The organism is Pseudomonas sp. 50_B (assembly GCF_017491625.1).
In the GTDB taxonomy this organism is placed as follows: domain Bacteria; phylum Pseudomonadota; class Gammaproteobacteria; order Pseudomonadales; family Pseudomonadaceae; genus Aquipseudomonas; species Aquipseudomonas danubii.
Genome location: NZ_JAFGYX010000004.1, coordinates 1 through 15616, shown reverse-complemented (window position 1 = coordinate 15616; position 15616 = coordinate 1). Strand labels below are relative to the sequence as shown.

General features: G+C 65.8%; 15 protein-coding genes. 9 read left to right on the top strand and 6 right to left on the bottom strand.

Features of this window, described 5'->3' with window-relative positions:
• Nucleotides 1–13 precede the first annotated feature (13 nt).
• Nucleotides 14–898 (bottom strand): MBL fold metallo-hydrolase, encoded by an 885-nt coding sequence (locus J5M73_RS06795; RefSeq protein WP_207815213.1) that lies wholly within the window; start codon nt 896–898, stop codon nt 14–16.
• 252 nt (nt 899–1150) lie between these two features.
• Between J5M73_RS06795 and J5M73_RS06790 the strand changes: the two genes are divergently transcribed.
• Nucleotides 1151–2464 (top strand): sigma 54-interacting transcriptional regulator, encoded by a 1314-nt coding sequence (locus J5M73_RS06790; protein ID WP_110597261.1) that lies wholly within the window; start codon nt 1151–1153, stop codon nt 2462–2464.
• Nucleotides 2465–2491: 27 nt separating this feature from the next.
• Here the strand turns inward: J5M73_RS06790 and J5M73_RS06785 are convergent, their stop codons facing one another.
• Nucleotides 2492–3034, bottom strand: a complete 543-nt coding sequence (locus J5M73_RS06785) for an N-acetyltransferase (protein WP_102864431.1) — start codon at nt 3032–3034, stop codon at nt 2492–2494.
• A gap of 181 nt (nt 3035–3215) precedes the next feature.
• Here J5M73_RS06785 and J5M73_RS06780 point away from each other — a divergent pair, with 181 nt between their 5' ends.
• On the top strand, nt 3216–4715 hold the full coding sequence (locus J5M73_RS06780) for a helix-turn-helix transcriptional regulator (RefSeq protein WP_102864432.1): 1500 nt from the start codon (nt 3216–3218) through the stop codon (nt 4713–4715).
• Between the two features lie 136 nt (nt 4716–4851).
• Entirely contained in the window at nt 4852–5139 is a 288-nt protein-coding gene (locus J5M73_RS06775) for a DUF1652 domain-containing protein (RefSeq protein WP_060838880.1), read from the top strand.
• A 158-nt stretch (nt 5140–5297) separates the two neighbouring features.
• Here the strand turns inward: J5M73_RS06775 and J5M73_RS06770 are convergent, their stop codons facing one another.
• Together J5M73_RS06770 and J5M73_RS06765 are read right to left on the bottom strand one after the other, a co-directional pair.
• A complete protein-coding gene (locus tag J5M73_RS06770; protein ID WP_102864433.1) occupies nt 5298–6692 on the bottom strand; it encodes a HAMP domain-containing sensor histidine kinase in 1395 nt (464 codons plus the stop codon).
• Complete coding sequence (locus tag J5M73_RS06765) at nt 6670–7353, bottom strand: response regulator transcription factor (protein WP_060838882.1); 684 nt, start codon at nt 7351–7353, stop codon at nt 6670–6672. Before J5M73_RS06765 ends, J5M73_RS06770 begins: the two co-directional genes overlap by 23 nt.
• 169 nt (nt 7354–7522) lie before the next feature.
• On the opposite strand from J5M73_RS06765, the gene J5M73_RS06760 reads away from it, so the two are divergent.
• The 6 genes from J5M73_RS06760 to hcnC all read left to right on the top strand — a co-directional run bounded on the left by J5M73_RS06760 (nt 7523) and on the right by hcnC (nt 12769).
• A complete protein-coding gene (locus J5M73_RS06760; protein ID WP_102864434.1) occupies nt 7523–7864 on the top strand; it encodes a hypothetical protein in 342 nt (113 codons plus the stop codon).
• Nucleotides 7865–7902: 38 nt separating this feature from the next.
• Nucleotides 7903–8289 (top strand): hypothetical protein, encoded by a 387-nt coding sequence (locus J5M73_RS06755; protein WP_102864435.1) that lies wholly within the window; start codon nt 7903–7905, stop codon nt 8287–8289.
• Nucleotides 8290–8478: 189 nt separating this feature from the next.
• Entirely contained in the window at nt 8479–9420 is a 942-nt protein-coding gene (locus J5M73_RS06750; protein WP_102864436.1) for a hypothetical protein, read from the top strand.
• A 379-nt stretch (nt 9421–9799) separates the two neighbouring features.
• On the top strand, nt 9800–10117 hold the full coding sequence (hcnA, locus tag J5M73_RS06745) for a cyanide-forming glycine dehydrogenase subunit HcnA (protein ID WP_102864437.1): 318 nt from the start codon (nt 9800–9802) through the stop codon (nt 10115–10117).
• Nucleotides 10114–11523 carry a cyanide-forming glycine dehydrogenase subunit HcnB gene (gene hcnB / locus J5M73_RS06740; protein ID WP_102864438.1) on the top strand — a complete coding sequence of 470 codons (1410 nt, stop codon included), beginning with the start codon at nt 10114–10116 and terminating at the stop codon, nt 11521–11523. The genes hcnA and hcnB overlap by 4 nt, the downstream gene beginning before the upstream one ends.
• Nucleotides 11516–12769, top strand: coding sequence for a cyanide-forming glycine dehydrogenase subunit HcnC (hcnC, locus tag J5M73_RS06735; RefSeq protein ID WP_102864439.1), 1254 nt, complete (start codon nt 11516–11518; stop codon nt 12767–12769). Before hcnB ends, hcnC begins: the two co-directional genes overlap by 8 nt.
• A gap of 235 nt (nt 12770–13004) precedes the next feature.
• Here the strand turns inward: hcnC and J5M73_RS06730 are convergent, their stop codons facing one another.
• A complete protein-coding gene (locus tag J5M73_RS06730) occupies nt 13005–13616 on the bottom strand; it encodes a glutathione S-transferase (RefSeq protein ID WP_102864440.1) in 612 nt (203 codons plus the stop codon).
• A 797-nt stretch (nt 13617–14413) separates the two neighbouring features.
• A partial coding sequence (locus J5M73_RS06725) for a multidrug effflux MFS transporter (protein WP_243433699.1) occupies nt 14414–15616 on the bottom strand: 1203 nt, incomplete at its 5' end.

Below are 15616 nucleotides of genomic sequence, written 5' to 3'. Positions count from 1 at the left end.
GGAGTCGGTATCGTTATAGGGTGTTCAGGGGAATCTTCAGGTAGCTCACGCCGTTGTCTTCGGGCTCGGGGAAGTGTCCGCTGCGCATGTTGACCTGCACCGAAGGCAGGATCAGCACCGGCATGTCCAGGGTTGCGTCGCGGGCTTCACGCATCTTCACGAAGCTGTCTTCGTCGACGCCCTGATGGATGTGAATGTTGTTGGCGCGTTGCTCGGCAACGGTGGTCATGTACTGCAGTTCGCGGCCGTTGGGCAGGTAGTCGTGGCACATGAACAGCCGGGTTTGCGGGGGCAGGGCGAGGATCTTGCCGATGGAGCGGTACAGGGTCCGCGCATCGGCCCCGGGGAAGTCGCAGCGGGCGGTGCCGTAGTCGGGCATGAACAGGGTGTCGCCGACAAAGGCCACGCACTCATCGCCCACTTGCACCAGGTAGGTCATGCAGGCCGGGGTATGCCCCGGGGTATGCAGGGCCCGGGCGCTGAGGCCGCCGATGGCGAACTCGGCGCCGTCTTCGAGCAGCACGTCGAACTGGCTGCCATCCCGGGCAAAGGCCGGGGCTTCGTTGAACAGCGCACCGAAGACTTTCTGCACCCGGGTGATCTGATTGCCGATGGCCACTTGGGCCCCCAGCTGGTCCTTGAGGTAGGCGGCAGCGGACAGGTGGTCGGCGTGCACGTGGGTTTCCAGAATCCAGTCGACCCGGGCCTCCAGCTCGCGCACCCGGGCGATCAGGCGGTCGGCGGACTCGGTGCGGGTGCGGCCGGATTTCGGGTCATAGTCCAGCACGCTGTCGATCAGCGCGCAGCGGCGGCTGGCCTGGTCCATCACCAGGTAGCTGATGGTCCAGGTGTGAGGGTCGAAAAAGGCTTCTACACGCAGCGTGTCGCTGATGATCATGGGGCACTCCAGGCAATGAAGGTGAGGGCAGTCTGCGCTGTCGCTCGTCCCTTGGACTGTCAATAAACGTGCCAACCTCAAACACCCGGATTGGCCACCTGTTCATTGAAGTAGAAGGCCGCAGGGGCTGCCATCAGGCGTTTTTCGAGGCGACTGCCAGCGTCATTTGGCAGTGACATGGCAGTTTGTGGCAGAAAATGGCAGAAGGCCGCGGCGTGCTTTAAGCTGCCGCCACTGCCTCGGAGTTGCCCCATGTCCCTGATCGCCACCGACCGTGCCCAGCCGTCCATGTCTGCCCTGGTGTCCTACCTCGAACACGACCCGCAACCGACCATCGTGCTCGACACCGACTACAACATCATCGCCGCCAACACCGCCTACCAGCGCCAGTTCGGCGTGGCCGGCAAGCCCCATGTGGGCGCCAAGTGCTATCGCGTGTCTCACCAGTTCGCCGTGCCCTGCGACCAGGCCGGGGAGCATTGCCCGATGCGCAAGGCCCATGACAGCCGGGTGCCGGAGCGCATGCTGCACATTCATCACACACCTCGCGGCCCCGAGCATGTGGATGTGGAGCTGCGGCCGATCATTGGCGAGGCCGGCACCGTGGTGGCCTATGTCGAACGCCTGAGCTCAGTGGCGGTGGCGTCGGTGCAGCCCCAGCAGAAGGGCCTGGTGGGGCGCTCGCCAGCCTTCAACGAAGCGCTGAGCGCCCTGCAGCGGGCAGCTCCGGCGCCGATTCCGGTGCTGCTGCAGGGTGAGTCCGGCACCGGCAAGGAACTCTTTGCCCGTGCCCTGCACGATGGCAGCCCCCGGGCCAGTGGGCCGCTGGTGGTGGTGGACTGCACCGGGCTCACCGAAACCCTGCTGGAAAGCGAACTGTTCGGCTATGAAAAGGGCGCCTTTACCGGCGCCCTGCAACGCAAGATCGGCCTGGCGGAAGCGGCCCACGGCGGCACCCTGTTTCTCGACGAAATCGGCGAGGTGCCCCTGGCCATGCAGGTCAAGCTGCTGCGCCTGATCGAGTCCGGCAGCTTCCGTCCGGTGGGCAGCCTGCGCACCGTGCACTCGGATTTTCGCCTGGTGGCGGCGACCCACAAGCCGCTCAAGGAAATGGTCGCCGCTGGCACCTTTCGCCAGGACCTGTACTACCGCATCAGCGCCTTCCCGATCCGCCTGCCGGCCCTGCGCGAACGCAGCGACGACCTGCCGCTGCTGATCGACAGCCTGCTGCGCCGCCTCGATCCCGGTGTGGTGCCGCGGGTCGATCCCCAGGCCCTGGAACAACTGCGGCTGTACACCTACCCGGGCAATATCCGCGAGCTGCGCAACATCCTCGAACGGGCGCGGTTGTTCAGTGATGACGGGGTGATCCGCCCGCAGGACCTGCCGGCAGAACTGCGCAGCCCACAGGCACCGGTCCCGGTGACCCGCCGTCGCGCCGGCAAGGACCTGGAACAGCTGGCCCATGCCCTGGAAGTCTTCGACGGCTCGCGCAGCGAACTGGCCAAGACCCTGGGCCTGAGCGAACGAACCCTGTACCGGCGCCTCAAGGCCCTGGGCCTGTAGCCGCCGGGCGGACGGCCGCAGCCGGGTTCAAGCCTCGGCCGGTGGCCGGGCCAGCGGCAGGTCGCAGGCCATCACCCACATGCCGATCTGTTCCAGGTCGGTGCTGAAGGGCACTTCACCGATCTGCCGCAGCCCGGCGCTTTCATAAAAGCGCCGGGCGCCGCTGTTGCTCTTGAGCACGTCCAGCCACAGGCAGGATTCCCCGGCGGCGCTGGCCCGTTGCAACACGTGTTCGAGCAGGCGCCGGCCATGGCCCTGGCCAGCCTGGGACTTGAGCAGGTAGATCTTCTGCAGTTCGGCCCCGAGCCGGCCGCTGCCCGGCGTCGGGCGGGCCCAGTTGAGCTTGGCAAAGCCGATGGGTTGGTGCTGCGGGTCCAGGGCCAGTAACCACAGGTGCCGGTCCCGGGCCGCTACGGACGCTTCGAGGTTGGCGGGGGAGAAGTCCTGGTCGAGAAACTGCTGCATGCCGTCAGTCGTCCAGATCGCCGCGAAGTGTTCGCGGTAGGTGGCGCAGCCTATGGCCTGCAGGGCATCGATATCGCGGCTGTCGGCTTCACGGATGGTGATCATGCTTCACTCCTTGAGGGCGGTCGGACCAGGCGCAGCAGCTTAACCCTTGGCGCGATGTGGCTCCAGTGCGCAGCGGCGGAGGTGCAGGGCACGATGGCGAGCGGCCGTGGTCGTAGTGTTCAGCCCCTTTTTTGCGGCGCGCAGCCTGTCCGCTGTGGCGCCGGTTCTGACTGGAGATGCCATGAGCCAGGCCGTACTTGCTACCGAAACCAATCGCCGCCAGTTGCAGCAGATCATCGCCGGTCTGTCCGACGGGGTGATCCTGATCGAGACCGACAAGGCCCGCAGCCTGCTCTGGGCCAATGAGGCGGCGCTGGCCATGCATGGAGTGAGCGAGGTCGGCGAGCTGGGGGCCAATGTCCGTGAGTACGCCCGGCGCTATGCCTTGCGCTATCGCAACAATCACCCCCTGGCCCTGGAGGCCTATCCCATCAATCGGGTGGCCGCCGGGGAAACCTTCAGCGACGTGGTGGTCGAGGTACAGGCCGAGATCGACGGCGAACCCCGGCACTGGGTGCACCGGGTGCGCAGCATGATCCTCACCGATCGCAGCGGCGCGCCGGAGTCCCTGGTGCTGATCCTCAGCGATGCCAGCGACTGGGCCGGCGCCGAGCAGCGCTTCGAGAAGACCTTCAACGCCAACCCGGCGCCAGCGGTGATCTGCCGCCTCAGCGACTTGCGCTACATCAAGGTCAACCAGGGCTTCCTGGAAATGACCGGCTATGCCCGGGACCAGGTGATCGGCCGTTCGGTGTACGAGCTGGATGTGCTGGAGGACGCCGAGCACAAGGACCTGGCCATCGAGCGCCTGGGCCAGGGCGCGACCATCCCGCAGATGCAGGCCGAGCTGCGCCTGCCCGACGGCGGCAGCAAGCTGGTGATCGTCGCCGGCCAGCCCCTGGACATCAACGACGAGGACTGCATGCTGTTTTCCTTCATGGACCTGGAGCCGCGGCGCAGGATCGAGATCGCCCTGCGCCAGAGCGAGGAGCGTTTTGCCAAGTCGTTCCGCCTGACCCCGGTGCCGACCCTGGTGTGCAGCGCCGAGCAGCAGATCGTCGATGTCAACGAGGCCTTTCTCAATACCTGCGGCTACAGCAGCGAAGAACTGCTGGGCAAGAACGTCGAGGCCATCGGCTTCATCGCCGAAGCCGCGGCGGCCAGCCAACTGTTCAGTCAACTGGAGAAGGCCGGCAACGTCGATGGCCTGGACCTCAAGGTGCGCCAGAAGAACGCCGGGCTGATCGATTGCGTGGCCTACGCCGACACCGTGCTCATCCAGGACAGCCCCTGTTACCTGCTGGTGCTGATGGACATCACCGAGCGCAAGCGCTCCGAACTGGAGCTGGTGGGCGCCATCGAGGAAGTGATGCGCGACGCCTCCTGGTTCAGCCGAACCCTGATCGAAAAGCTGGCCAACGTGAGAAGCCCCAAGGCCCGGGACACGCCTGGGGTGTCCTCTGCCGACCTGACGGCCCGCGAGCGGGAAGTGCTGGGGTTGATCTATCAGGGATTGGCAGACAAAGAGATTGCCGCCCAGTTGAAGCTGGCGCCCAACACCGTGCGCAACCATGTCGCCACCCTGTATTCCAAGCTCGGGGTGCACAGCCGGGGCGAAGCCATCGTCTGGGCCCGGGAGCGCGGGCTGTTCGTCGGCACGGTCGGCAGTCGGGGACGCTGAACTGGTGCATATGCACTAGGGTAACCCGTGCAAATGCGCCTTCTTTGCGTGGTGGGTGTTTTCTACCCTTGGAGCCGCCACAGGTCCGGTCAATGGGGCTGTGGCAGAGCACAACCACAGCACAAGGACAGCCCGCATGGGTGATGAACAGAGCAAGGGCACCGTGACCGATCAGGCACCGGCGGTGCTCACCCAGGCCCAATGGCGCGCCTGTATCGAACAGCGCCTGGCGCCCCTGGCCTGCAGTTTCAGCCATGCCGGCGACGGCACCCTGACCCTGCGGGTGTTCGAGCCCGACAGCGGCCGGGTCGATCTGGTGGTCAGCGGGTTGCGCATCAAGTCCCTGCAGAGCGAGGCCGACGTATTGCGGCTCATCGACGAGTTGCTCTACGAGCTGGACAGCAACTCCCTGGGCCACCTGTAGCCGCTGCCGAAGGCTGCGAACGCTCTGGGTAGCACTGCGTCGCAGGAGACGCGGCGATTTGAAGCCCGCTAGAGGTTCGTCGGGAAATCGCCAGGCAAGGTCCTGCGGACCTTTCCGCAGCTTCGCGGGCTCAGCAGCGGCTACAGGGATGGGGCGGGTCAGTGGTCGGCGATCAGGCTTGGCCGGCAATCCAGGCTCAGGCGCGCGCCGCCGCGTTCGCTGCTGCCCACTTCGAGCTTGAAGCCGTGCAGGCTGACAATCGCCGCAACGATCGACAGGCCCAGGCCAAAGCCGCCCTGGGCGTTGCTTTCGTCGACCCGGTAGAAGCGCCGGAACACCGCCGCCCGTTCCGCCGGGGGAATGCCGGGGCCTGAGTCCAGCACTTCCAGGCGCGGGCTGCCGCCGTCGTCGAGGCCGCGCAGTATCACTTCGCCGCCCGGCGGGGTGAACTTGATCGAGTTGCTCAGCAGGTTGGCCAGGGCCTCGAACAGCAGGGCGCGGTCGCCGATCAGCCGGGGCAGGCTGGCCGGCACGTCGAGCTGCAGGGTCAGGCGGCCTTCTTCGGCCAGGGGCAGGTAGAAGTCGTACAGCTCCTGAAGCAGCGGCAGCGGATCGAGTTCGAGGAAGCCCGAGCGCCGTTGCTGGTCCTCCAGTTCGGAGATGCGCAGCAATCCGCGAAAGCGCGCCATCAAGGTGTCGGCCTCGGCCAGCAGTTGGTCCATCTGCAGGGCCTGGGGCGAACCTTCCTCGGCCTGTTGCTGCAGACGATAGAGCTGGGCCCGCAGGCGGGTCAGCGGGGTGCGCAGGTCGTGGGCGATGTTGTCGCACACGCCCTTGACCTCGTGCATCAGCCGCTCGATGCGTTCGAGCATGGCGTTGACGATGGCCGCCAGCATGTCCAGCTCGTCACGCCGGTCCGACAGCGGCAGGCGCCGGGTCAGGTCGCCGGCGACGATGGCTTCGGCGCTGGCCTGGATCTGACGGATGCGCCGCAGCGGCCGGCGGCGCAGCAGATGCCAGCCGGCGACCCCGGGAATGATGGTCAGGGAAATCCCCCACAGCAGCGCGTGGAGAATGATCCGGGTCACCGCGAACAGCGAGCCATTGTCGCGCACCAGCACCAGCCAGCGGCCGTCCCGGGTGTGGGTGGCCACGGCGTCGCAGCTGTCCCGGGGCAGGCTCGTGTCGTCGGAGTCGATGCAGCTCTTCAGCTCGTGGATCTGGCCGTCCAGGGGCAGGTCCTCGGGGATCTGCCGGATCGGCCCGCTCAAGGGCCGGCGCTGCTCGTCGAACAGGCCGTAGGCGTCGATGGCGCGCATGTCGAAGGTCATGCTGGTGGCCAGGGCCTCCACCAACTGCTCGCCTTCGAAGCGGGCGAACAGGTGCTGGCGCTGCATCAGCGAGTGCTTGGCCAGGCTGTCCAGGTAGGTGGAGACTTCGTAGTACAGCACCCCCATGAGGATGCAGCTCCAGGCCACGAACAGCGTGCTGTACAGCGCCAGCAGGCGACTGCTGGAGGAGCGCCAGCCTTTAGAGGGGTTCAGCAATGACATAGCCCGAGCCTCGCACGGTGCGGATCAACGGGGTCATGCCGGGCGGGTCGATCTTCTTGCGCAGGCGGCCGATGTGCACGTCGATCAGGTTGGTTCCCGGGTCGAAGTGATAACCCCAGACCTCTTCGAAGATCATCATCCGCGAGAGGATCTGCCCGGTGTTGCGCATGAGGAATTCCAGCAGCTTGTATTCGGTGGGCAGCAGGCTCAGCAACTGGTCGGCGCGGGTCGCCTCGCGGCTGATCAGGTTCAGCTCCAGGTCGGCCACCCGCAGGCTGGTGGCGAAATCCTTGACCGTGTTCTTGCGCCGCAGCAGCACCTCGACCCGGGCCGCCATCTCGTCGGAGGCGAAGGGCTTGGTCAGGTAGTCGTCGCCGCCGGCCCGCAGGCCGCGCACCCGTTCGTCGACGTCGGAGAGGGCGCTGATCATCAGGATCGGCGTCGACACACCAATGGTGCGCAGGGTGGTGACGATGGCCAGGCCGTCCAGCTCCGGCAGCATGCGGTCCAGGGTGATCAGGTCGTAGTCGCCGCTCACGGCGCGTACCAGGCCTTCACGGCCATTGTCCACCCAGTCCACGTCGAGGCCGTGGCTGCTCAGTTCGGCGACGATCTCCCGGGCCGTCACGGCGTCGTCTTCGATGGTCAGAATGCGGGTCATAGGCGTTACCTGCTTGGCGGTTCGTGACACAGGCGGGCATTTTGCCAAGAAACCAGGGCCGGGATTCTAAATAAACTTTCATCTGGCTTGTGGTCTGGTCCGTACAGTCCAAGTCAGGGGCGTTGAAGCTTGATATCATCCGGCCAGTTTTTTGCCAGGAGGCGTCACCATGAGTGCCCTGACCCGGGTCGGCTGGAAGCCCTTTTTCGCGGTGTGCCTGATGCTGCTGTGCGGCGCGGCGGCCCAGGCGGCCAATCAGCCCTGTTCTGGAAAGAAAGGCGGCATCGCCCGTTGTGACGGCGAACTCTTCCTGTGCAACGACGGCTCCATCAGCGCCTCGAAGAAGAACTGCGCGCTGATGTTCGGTCAGCGTTCCTCCACCTCTCGTGCCGAGCCACTGCTGCGCGACGCTCAGGGTTGTACCTGCGGCAGCGGCAGTTTCTGCACTGGCCCGCGGGGCGGGGTCTACTGCCTGACCCCCAGTGGCAATAAAAGCTACAAGCGGCGTTGAAGCCCCGACTGAGCTTCTCTGTATCAAGGTGTCATGCAATGAAATACGCATCACGTTTCAAGGGGTTGCTGTGGCTGGTGGTGGCTGCTCTGCTGTTGAGTCTGGCCGTGGATCTGGCGTTGCGCCTGCCAGGCTACCTGGAGGCTTATGCCGCCGATCCCCACTATGCGCGCTGGATGCTGGGGTATCGCGGCCTGGACGTGCTGGTCATTGCCCTGATGGCGGTGATCGTGCCGGGCATCATGCGCCTGCTGGACTTTCGCCGTTCAGCCTGGCTGGCATTGCCGCTCTTTATGCTGTGGGGGCAGGGCATCGCGCAATTGACCCTGGTGGGCAACCTGCTGCTGGCGCTGTGGGTCCTTGGGCTGCTGGTGCACTGGTGCTACACCCGGGGCCGGGAGCTTTACCTGAGCAGGCGTGCCTGAGGGGGGGGGGGCCGTGCAGAACGCCCGCCACAAAACTCCCAGGCCGGTAAATTGCACGACCCTGGCGCGGGAGCTGATCGCAAGTCATTGAAATGCATTGAGTTATAAAGTTCGTGCAACTGGCACGCTGACTGCACTTGTCCCCTGGAGACGTGCAACAGCCTTTTTCATGCCTGGAGCAGAACAACAATGAACAGACCCTCTGAACACCAGCTCGCCACTGCGGACGCCTCGAGTCATTACTCGGGGGTGTCCTGGGCGGCGATCTTCGCCGGCGCCGCGGCGGCCGCAGCCTTGTCCCTGATCCTTTTACTGCTGGGCTTCGGCCTGGGCTTTTCCGCGGTTTCGCCCTGGGCCGGCAGCGGCATCAGTGCCAAGGGCCTGGGTATCTCCAGCATTGTCTGGCTGGCCCTGACGCAGATTCTCGCTGCCGGGCTGGGGGGTTACCTGGCCGGGCGCCTGCGGGTGAAGTGGGCCAATCTGCACGGCGATGAAGTGTACTTCCGGGACACGGCCCACGGCTTCCTGGCCTGGGCCGTGGCGACCCTGGTGACCGCGACCCTGGTGGTGGGCTCGGTGACGAGCGTCATCAGCGGCGGTGTGCAGGCTGGTGCCCAGGTCGTTTCCGGTGCCGCCAGCGCCGCGACCCAAGTGGCCGGTCATGCGGCGGCCCAGGGGTCCCAAGACGACTACGGCTATTTCGTCGACAGCCTGTTCCGCGATGATCGTCCGGTAGCGGTCAGCGACGACGCGGCGCGGGGCACGGTGTCGCGGATCTTCGTGCGTACCTTGAGCAACGACGGTCAGCTCTCGTCTGAGGATCGCCGCTACCTGGCGCAACTGGTGGCCCAGCGCACCAACCTCAGCCAAGCCGAAGCCGAGCGCCGGGTGGACGAGGTGTTCGCCAAGACCCAGCAAGCGCTGCATGAAGCCAGGCAAGCTGCCAGGGAGGCCGCCGACAGCGCCGCCAAGGTGGCCGCCTGGTCGTCTTTGTGGATGTTCATCGCGCTGCTGTGCGGGGCTTTCTTCGCCAGCCTGGCGGCGACCTTCGGTGGCCGTCGCCGGGATGCCGTGGTCTGGTTTGAAACCGACGTCCAGCCGCGCACCGTGGCCCCGACTCCCATTCACTGACCCAAGAGAATTCCCATGCGCTCATTACTGTTGTGGTTCCTCGGTGTGCCGATCCCGGTGATTATCCTGATCGCCATTTTCATGCACTAAGCACCCTCCCGAAACGGGTTACCCGTTGTCCATGCGCCGCTGCCGGCTTCTGCCAGCAGCGGCTTTTTTGTGGCCCGTGTCGCAAGTTTGAGAAGGGGGATGCACTGCTTGGGTGCACTCCGGCCTTTTGCTTGGCCCAGATCAATATTTCTGTCGGACAAAAGCACTAGATTGGCCCGCGCTCGGTTCTGACAGAGTTTTCGGAACCGCGGTGTTACCACGTCCTTGCCCCAGGACTGCGGGTGGCAGGACGCCGGTAACCCCACTCACTTCTCACGGATGAACCGCAATGCGTCAGATAGACCGCAATTTTGATATTCAGCCGCTGCAGCATGCGGACATGACCATCAGTCTCAACGGCCAGCCGGTCACTGCCGCCCTGGGTGAAACAGTTCTCAGCGTGATCCAGGCCACCGGCCTGCGCCAGGTGGCGCGCAATGACCACGGACAGTTGGTCGGTGCCTACTGCGGCATGGGTGTGTGCCATTGCTGCCTGGTGCAGATCGACGGCCGCCACAAGCGCCGCGCCTGCCAGACCCTGGTCAAGCCGGGCATGCAGGTGCAGACCCTGAGCAACCGCATCAGCGAGACGGAGCCCACGGTATGAGCCTGAACCCGGTGATTGTCGGCGGAGGGCCGGCGGGCATGGCGGCGGCTATCGAACTGGCCAAGCACGGCGTGCGCAGCACCCTGATCGAAGAAGCCTCGCGCCTGGGGGGCGTGGTCTTTCGCGGCCCGCTGCGCGATGGCGTGCAACTGGATTACCTGGGGCCGCGCTACTGCGAGACGCTGGCCAAGCTGCACGGCGAATTTTCCGATCACGAGCAGATGATCGAGGTGCGCCTCAACCACCGGGTGATCGGTGCCGAGGGCCTTGACAGCCTGATGCTGCTGGATGCCGACGAGCAGGTGCAGCGGGTGGCCTATGGGCAATTGTTGCTGGCGGCCGGCTGCCATGAACGCAGCGTACCGTTTCCCGGCTGGACGCTGCCGGGGGTCAAGTTGCTCGGTGGTCTGCAACTGCAGATCAAGAGCGGCGTGGTCAAGCCGCAAGGTCCTGTGGTGATCGCCGGCACCGGGCCCTTGCTGCCACTGGTGGCGTGCCAGTTGCACGCCTCGGGCGTGCGGGTGGCCGGGGTCTACGAGGCCAGTGCCTTGAGCAAGATCGCCAAGCAGAGCCTGGCCCTGCTGAACAAGCCCCAACTGTTTCTCGACGGCCTGAGCATGCTGGCCTACCTCAAGCTGCACAGCATCCCCCTGCGCTATGGCTGGGGCGTGGTCGAGGCCCAGGGCCAGGACGCCTTGAGCGTGGTCACGGTTGCCCCGTATTCCGCCGACTGGCAGCCGGACATGGCCAAGGCCGAGCGCATCGCCGCCCAGACCCTGGCGGTAGGTTACGGCTTCATTCCCCGCACCCAACTGAGCCAGCAGATGGGCCTGGATCACGGCTTCAGCGATGACGGCTATCTGCGGGCCAACGCCAACGCCTGGCAGCAGAGCAGCGAGCCGCACATCCACTTGGCCGGCGACATGGGTGGGATTCGCGGTGGTGAAGCGGCGATGCTCACCGGCCGCATCGCGGCGCTGTCGATCCTCATGCAGCGCGATGTGCTGAGCAACGAGGCGGCCTTGCAACGGCGCCAGGGCTACGAGCGCAAACTGGCCTCGATCCTGCGCTTTCGCGGCGCGGTGGACCGCTATACCGCACGTGGCACCGGGCAGATAGACCTGCCCAAGGGCGACACGGTGATTTGCCGTTGTGAACACACCACCCGCAACGATATCGAGCGCGCCCTGAGCCAGGGCGTGCAGGACATGGCCAGCCTGAAAATGCGCACCCGGGTGAGCATGGGCGACTGCCAGGGGCGGATGTGCGTCGGCTATTGCAGCGACCGCCTGCGCCAGGCCACCGGACGCAAGGATGTGGGCTGGATTCGCCCGCGCTTCCCGTTGGACCCGATTCCGTTTTCCGCCTTTGCAGCCCCAGACCAGGAGGTCCCCGGACATGAGTAAGTATTACGACGTGGTGATTGCCGGTGGCGGCGTGATCGGGGCGTCCTGCGCCTATCAGTTGTCCAAGCGCAAAGACCTCAGAGTGGCGCTGATCGACGCCAAGCGTCCGGGCAACGCCAGCCGGGCTTCGGCCGGCGGCCTGTGGGCCATCGGTGAGTCGGTGGGCCTGGGCTGCGGAGTGATCTTCTTTCGCATGATGTCGGCCAACCGCAAGCGCGAGGCCCAGGGTTCGGCGGTGGTGGTGGACTCCAGCACCCCGCACATCCTGCCGCAGTCGTTCTTCGACTTCGCCCTGCAGTCCAACGAGCTGTACCCGCGCCTGCACCGCGAACTGATCGGCCTGCACGGCATGGACTTCAAGTTCGAACAGACCGGGCTCAAGTTCGTCATCTATGACGACGAGGACCGCCTGTACGCCGAACACATTGTCGGTTGCATCCCGCACCTGTCCGATCAAGTGCGCTGGCTCGACCAAGCGGCCCTGCGCGCCGCCGAGCCGAAGGTCAGCCACGAAGCCCAGGGCGCCCTGGAGTTCCTCTGCGACCACCAGGTCAACCCCTTCCGCCTGACTGATGCCTACACCGAAGGCGCACGGCAGAACGGCGTGGATGTGTACTTCAACACCAACGTCACCGGGGTCCTGCATCAGGGCAACCGGGTCAGTGGAGTACAGACCGCCGAGGCCGGGCTGTTCCATTGCTCGACCCTGATCAATGCCGCTGGTGCCTGGGCCGCCGAGCTGAGCCTGCAGGCCACTGGGGTGGAGATTCCGGTCAAGCCGGTGAAGGGCCAGATCCTCCTCACCGAGCGCATGCCCAAGCTGCTCAATGGTTGCCTGACCACCAGCGACTGCTACATGGCGCAGAAGGACAACGGCGAGATCCTGATTGGCAGCACCACCGAGGACAAGGGCTTCGACGTCAGCACCACCTACCCGGAAATCAACGGTCTGGTGCAGGGGGCGGTGCGCTGCATTCCCGAGCTGGCTCAGGTCAACCTCAAGCGCTGCTGGGCGGGCCTGCGTCCGGGCTCGCCGGACGAGTTGCCGATTCTTGGGCCGATGGATGGGGTCGAGGGTTACCTCAATGCCTGCGGGCACTTCCGCACCGGCATCCTGACCTCGGCCATCACCGGCGTACTGCTGGACAAACTGGTGAACGACGAAGCCCTGCCGCTGGACATCACCCCGTTCCTGGCCCGGCGTTTCGCCACCGCCCCGGTAAAGAAACAGCCCGAACCGGCCTGACAGATCCCCACGAGGATCTGTTGGACTTGCGTAGGAGCTGGCTTGCCAGCGAAAGCGTTTCCAAGAGCGCCGCACGGCTCGCGGGCCTCTTCGCCGGCAAGCCGGCTCCTACGGTCGGCAGGGTCTGTTGGACTTGCGTAGGAACTGGTTTGCCAGCGAAAGCGTTTCCAAGAGCGCTGCATGGCTCAGGGGGCTCTTCGCCAGCAAGCCGGCTACGGTGATGGCGCTGTGTGGGTCAGGTGGCGGGGGTGTCGAGGAACACCGGCAGCTGTTCGGCGTATTCGGCAAAACCGCGCACCGCCGGGAATTGCTCGGGACCGAACAGGTCCGCCAGCATCATCTGGCTGAAACTCCAGGCCACCGCCAGGCTGATCCCGGCCTGGCTCAGGGCGCCGTCCTGGGGCAAGGGCTGTTTCTGCAGTTCCTGTTCCAACTCGGTATAGGCGGCCTGCAATTGGCCGCCGATCCGCTCCAGCCAGGGGCCGTGCTGTTTCTCCGCCGGACGCAGCTTTCGTTCGTAGACAATCTGCACCGACTTCTCACAGGCCGCCAGGGCCAGGCCGATCAACCGCAACTCATGCAAACGCGCTGGCAGGGCCAGGGGCATCAGGCTCCTTTGCGGGCCGGCCAGGCTTTCCAGGTAATCGAGGATCAGGCTCGAATCCATCAGCACCTCACCCCCGTCGCAGACCAGGGTTGGTGCCTTGACCACCGGGTTGATGGCCTTGAACTGCTCGAAGGTGCTGAACACCGAGAGCGAATGATGCTCGAAGGGCAGGTCCATGCATTTGAGGCTGATGGCGACGCGGCGCACATAGGGTGAATCGAGCATTCCAATGAGTTTCATCGCGTATTTCCTTGTCTTGAACGGCGCAACGGATGGGGAAGGCGCGGTTAATGTAGCGGCATTGAATCGGCCTTGCACAGCTCCTTGTCATGGCTCAGCAGCGGCTACAGGCCAATGCCGATCGGGGATTTGTGTAGCCGCTGCCGCAGGCTGCGAACGGCACGAAGGGCCGCAGCGTTCTTTAGGCCGCTGCGGGTTTGGCGGGCGATCGTCAGGCAAGGCCCTGCGGGCCTTTGCGCAGCTTCGCCGTGGCTCAGCAGCGGCTACAGGGCCAGTGCCGATCCGAGGTTGGTGTAGCCGCTGCCGCAGGCTGCGAACGGCACGAAGGGCCGCGGCGCTCTTGAGGCTGCTACGGGTTTGGCGGGCGATCGTCAGGCAAGGCCCTGCGGGCCTTTGCGCAGCTTCGCCGTGGCTCAGCAGCGGCTACAGGGCCAGTGCCGATCCGAGGTTGTGTAGCCGCTGCCGCAGGCTGCGAACGGCACGAAGGGCCGCGGCGCTCTTGAGGCCGCTGCGAGTTTGGCGGGTGATCGCCAGGCAAGGCCCTGCGGGCCTTTGCGCAGCTTCGCCGTGGCTCGGCAGCGGCTACAGGGCCAGTGCCGATCCGAGGTTGGTGTAGCCGCTGCCGCAGGCTGCGAACGGCACGAAGGGCCGCAGCGTTCTTGAGGCCGCTGCGGGTTTGGCGGGCGATCGTCAGGCAAGGTCCTGCGGACCTTTGCGCAGCTTCGCGGGCTCAGCAGCGGCTACAGCCAGGCAGGTAATCGGCGACCGGTAGGTTGCGCGTCGCGTGCTCACAGGTGCTAGGGCTGCCGTGGTCGCAGGCACCACCAGACCAGGCCCAGGGCGAGGCTGGACAGGCCGGTCAGGGCCTGCAGCGAGCCGGCCGGGTGGTTCGCCAGCAGGCTGGCAAGCAAGCCGCAGCCGGCGGTCAGGGCCATCTGGATAAAGAAGAACAGCCCCGAAGCGGTGCCCGCCACCGCCGCATAGGGTTGCAGGATCGCCAACTGGCAGGCGGGTATCGCCAGGCCCACCGAGAACATCAGCGGCAGCATCGGCAGGACGATCGCCCACAGGCTGTCGGGCCACAGGCTGCGAGCGAGCAGCAACAGGCCGGCGCCCGCCAGGTTCAACAGGCAGGCCCGGGCTATCAGGCGGTCGGCGCTGTGGCGCGCGCCCAGGCGCTGGAACAGCCGCGAACCCAGCAGGTAGCCGGCCACGGTGGCGGCGAATACCAGGGCGTAGGCCGTGGGTGACAGCCCCAGCTGGCGCTGCAACAGCGCCGACGATTGCAGGATGAAAGGGAAATAGCTGCAGTACAGGCAGCCGATGGCCAGGGAATAGCGCATGAAATAGCGCTCGCCCAGCAGGCGCAGGTACAGGCTAGGCAGGCTTCTGGCGGCCACGGGGCAGAGCTGCGGCGGGCGGGTTTCGGCAAGCCGTTTGTACATCAGCAGCCAGGCCGCCGCGGCCACCAGGCTCAGGCACAGGAACAGCCCGCGCCAGCCCAGCAGGTGGTCGATCAGGCTGCCCAGCGGCGGCGCCAGCATCGGCGACAGGGCAATGCCCATGGACAGCAGCCCGAGCAGGCGCGGCTGCTCTTCGGGGGCGCAGCGGTCGCGGACCATGACCCGGCCGATCAGGGTGCCGCAGCAACCGCCCAACGCTTGCAGCAGGCGGGCGACCATCAGCACCTCGACGCTGGCGGCGAGCATGCAGGCCAGGCTGGCCAGTAGGAACAGCGCGGTGCCCGCCAGCAGTACCGGGCGCCGGCCATAACGGTCGCACAGCGGCCCGCCCAGCAGCATCGACAGGGCATAGCCGAGCATGTACAGGCTCAGGGTCAGTTGCAGCTGGGCATCGCTGGCCACCAGGTCGTCGGCCATGGCCGGCAGCGCCGGCAGGTACAGGTCGATGCTGATCCGTGGCAGGCAGACCACCACCAGCAGCAATAGGGTCCAGAGCCAGGGAGCAAGGGGGCGTGTAACAGCAATGGAGCGGGGCGG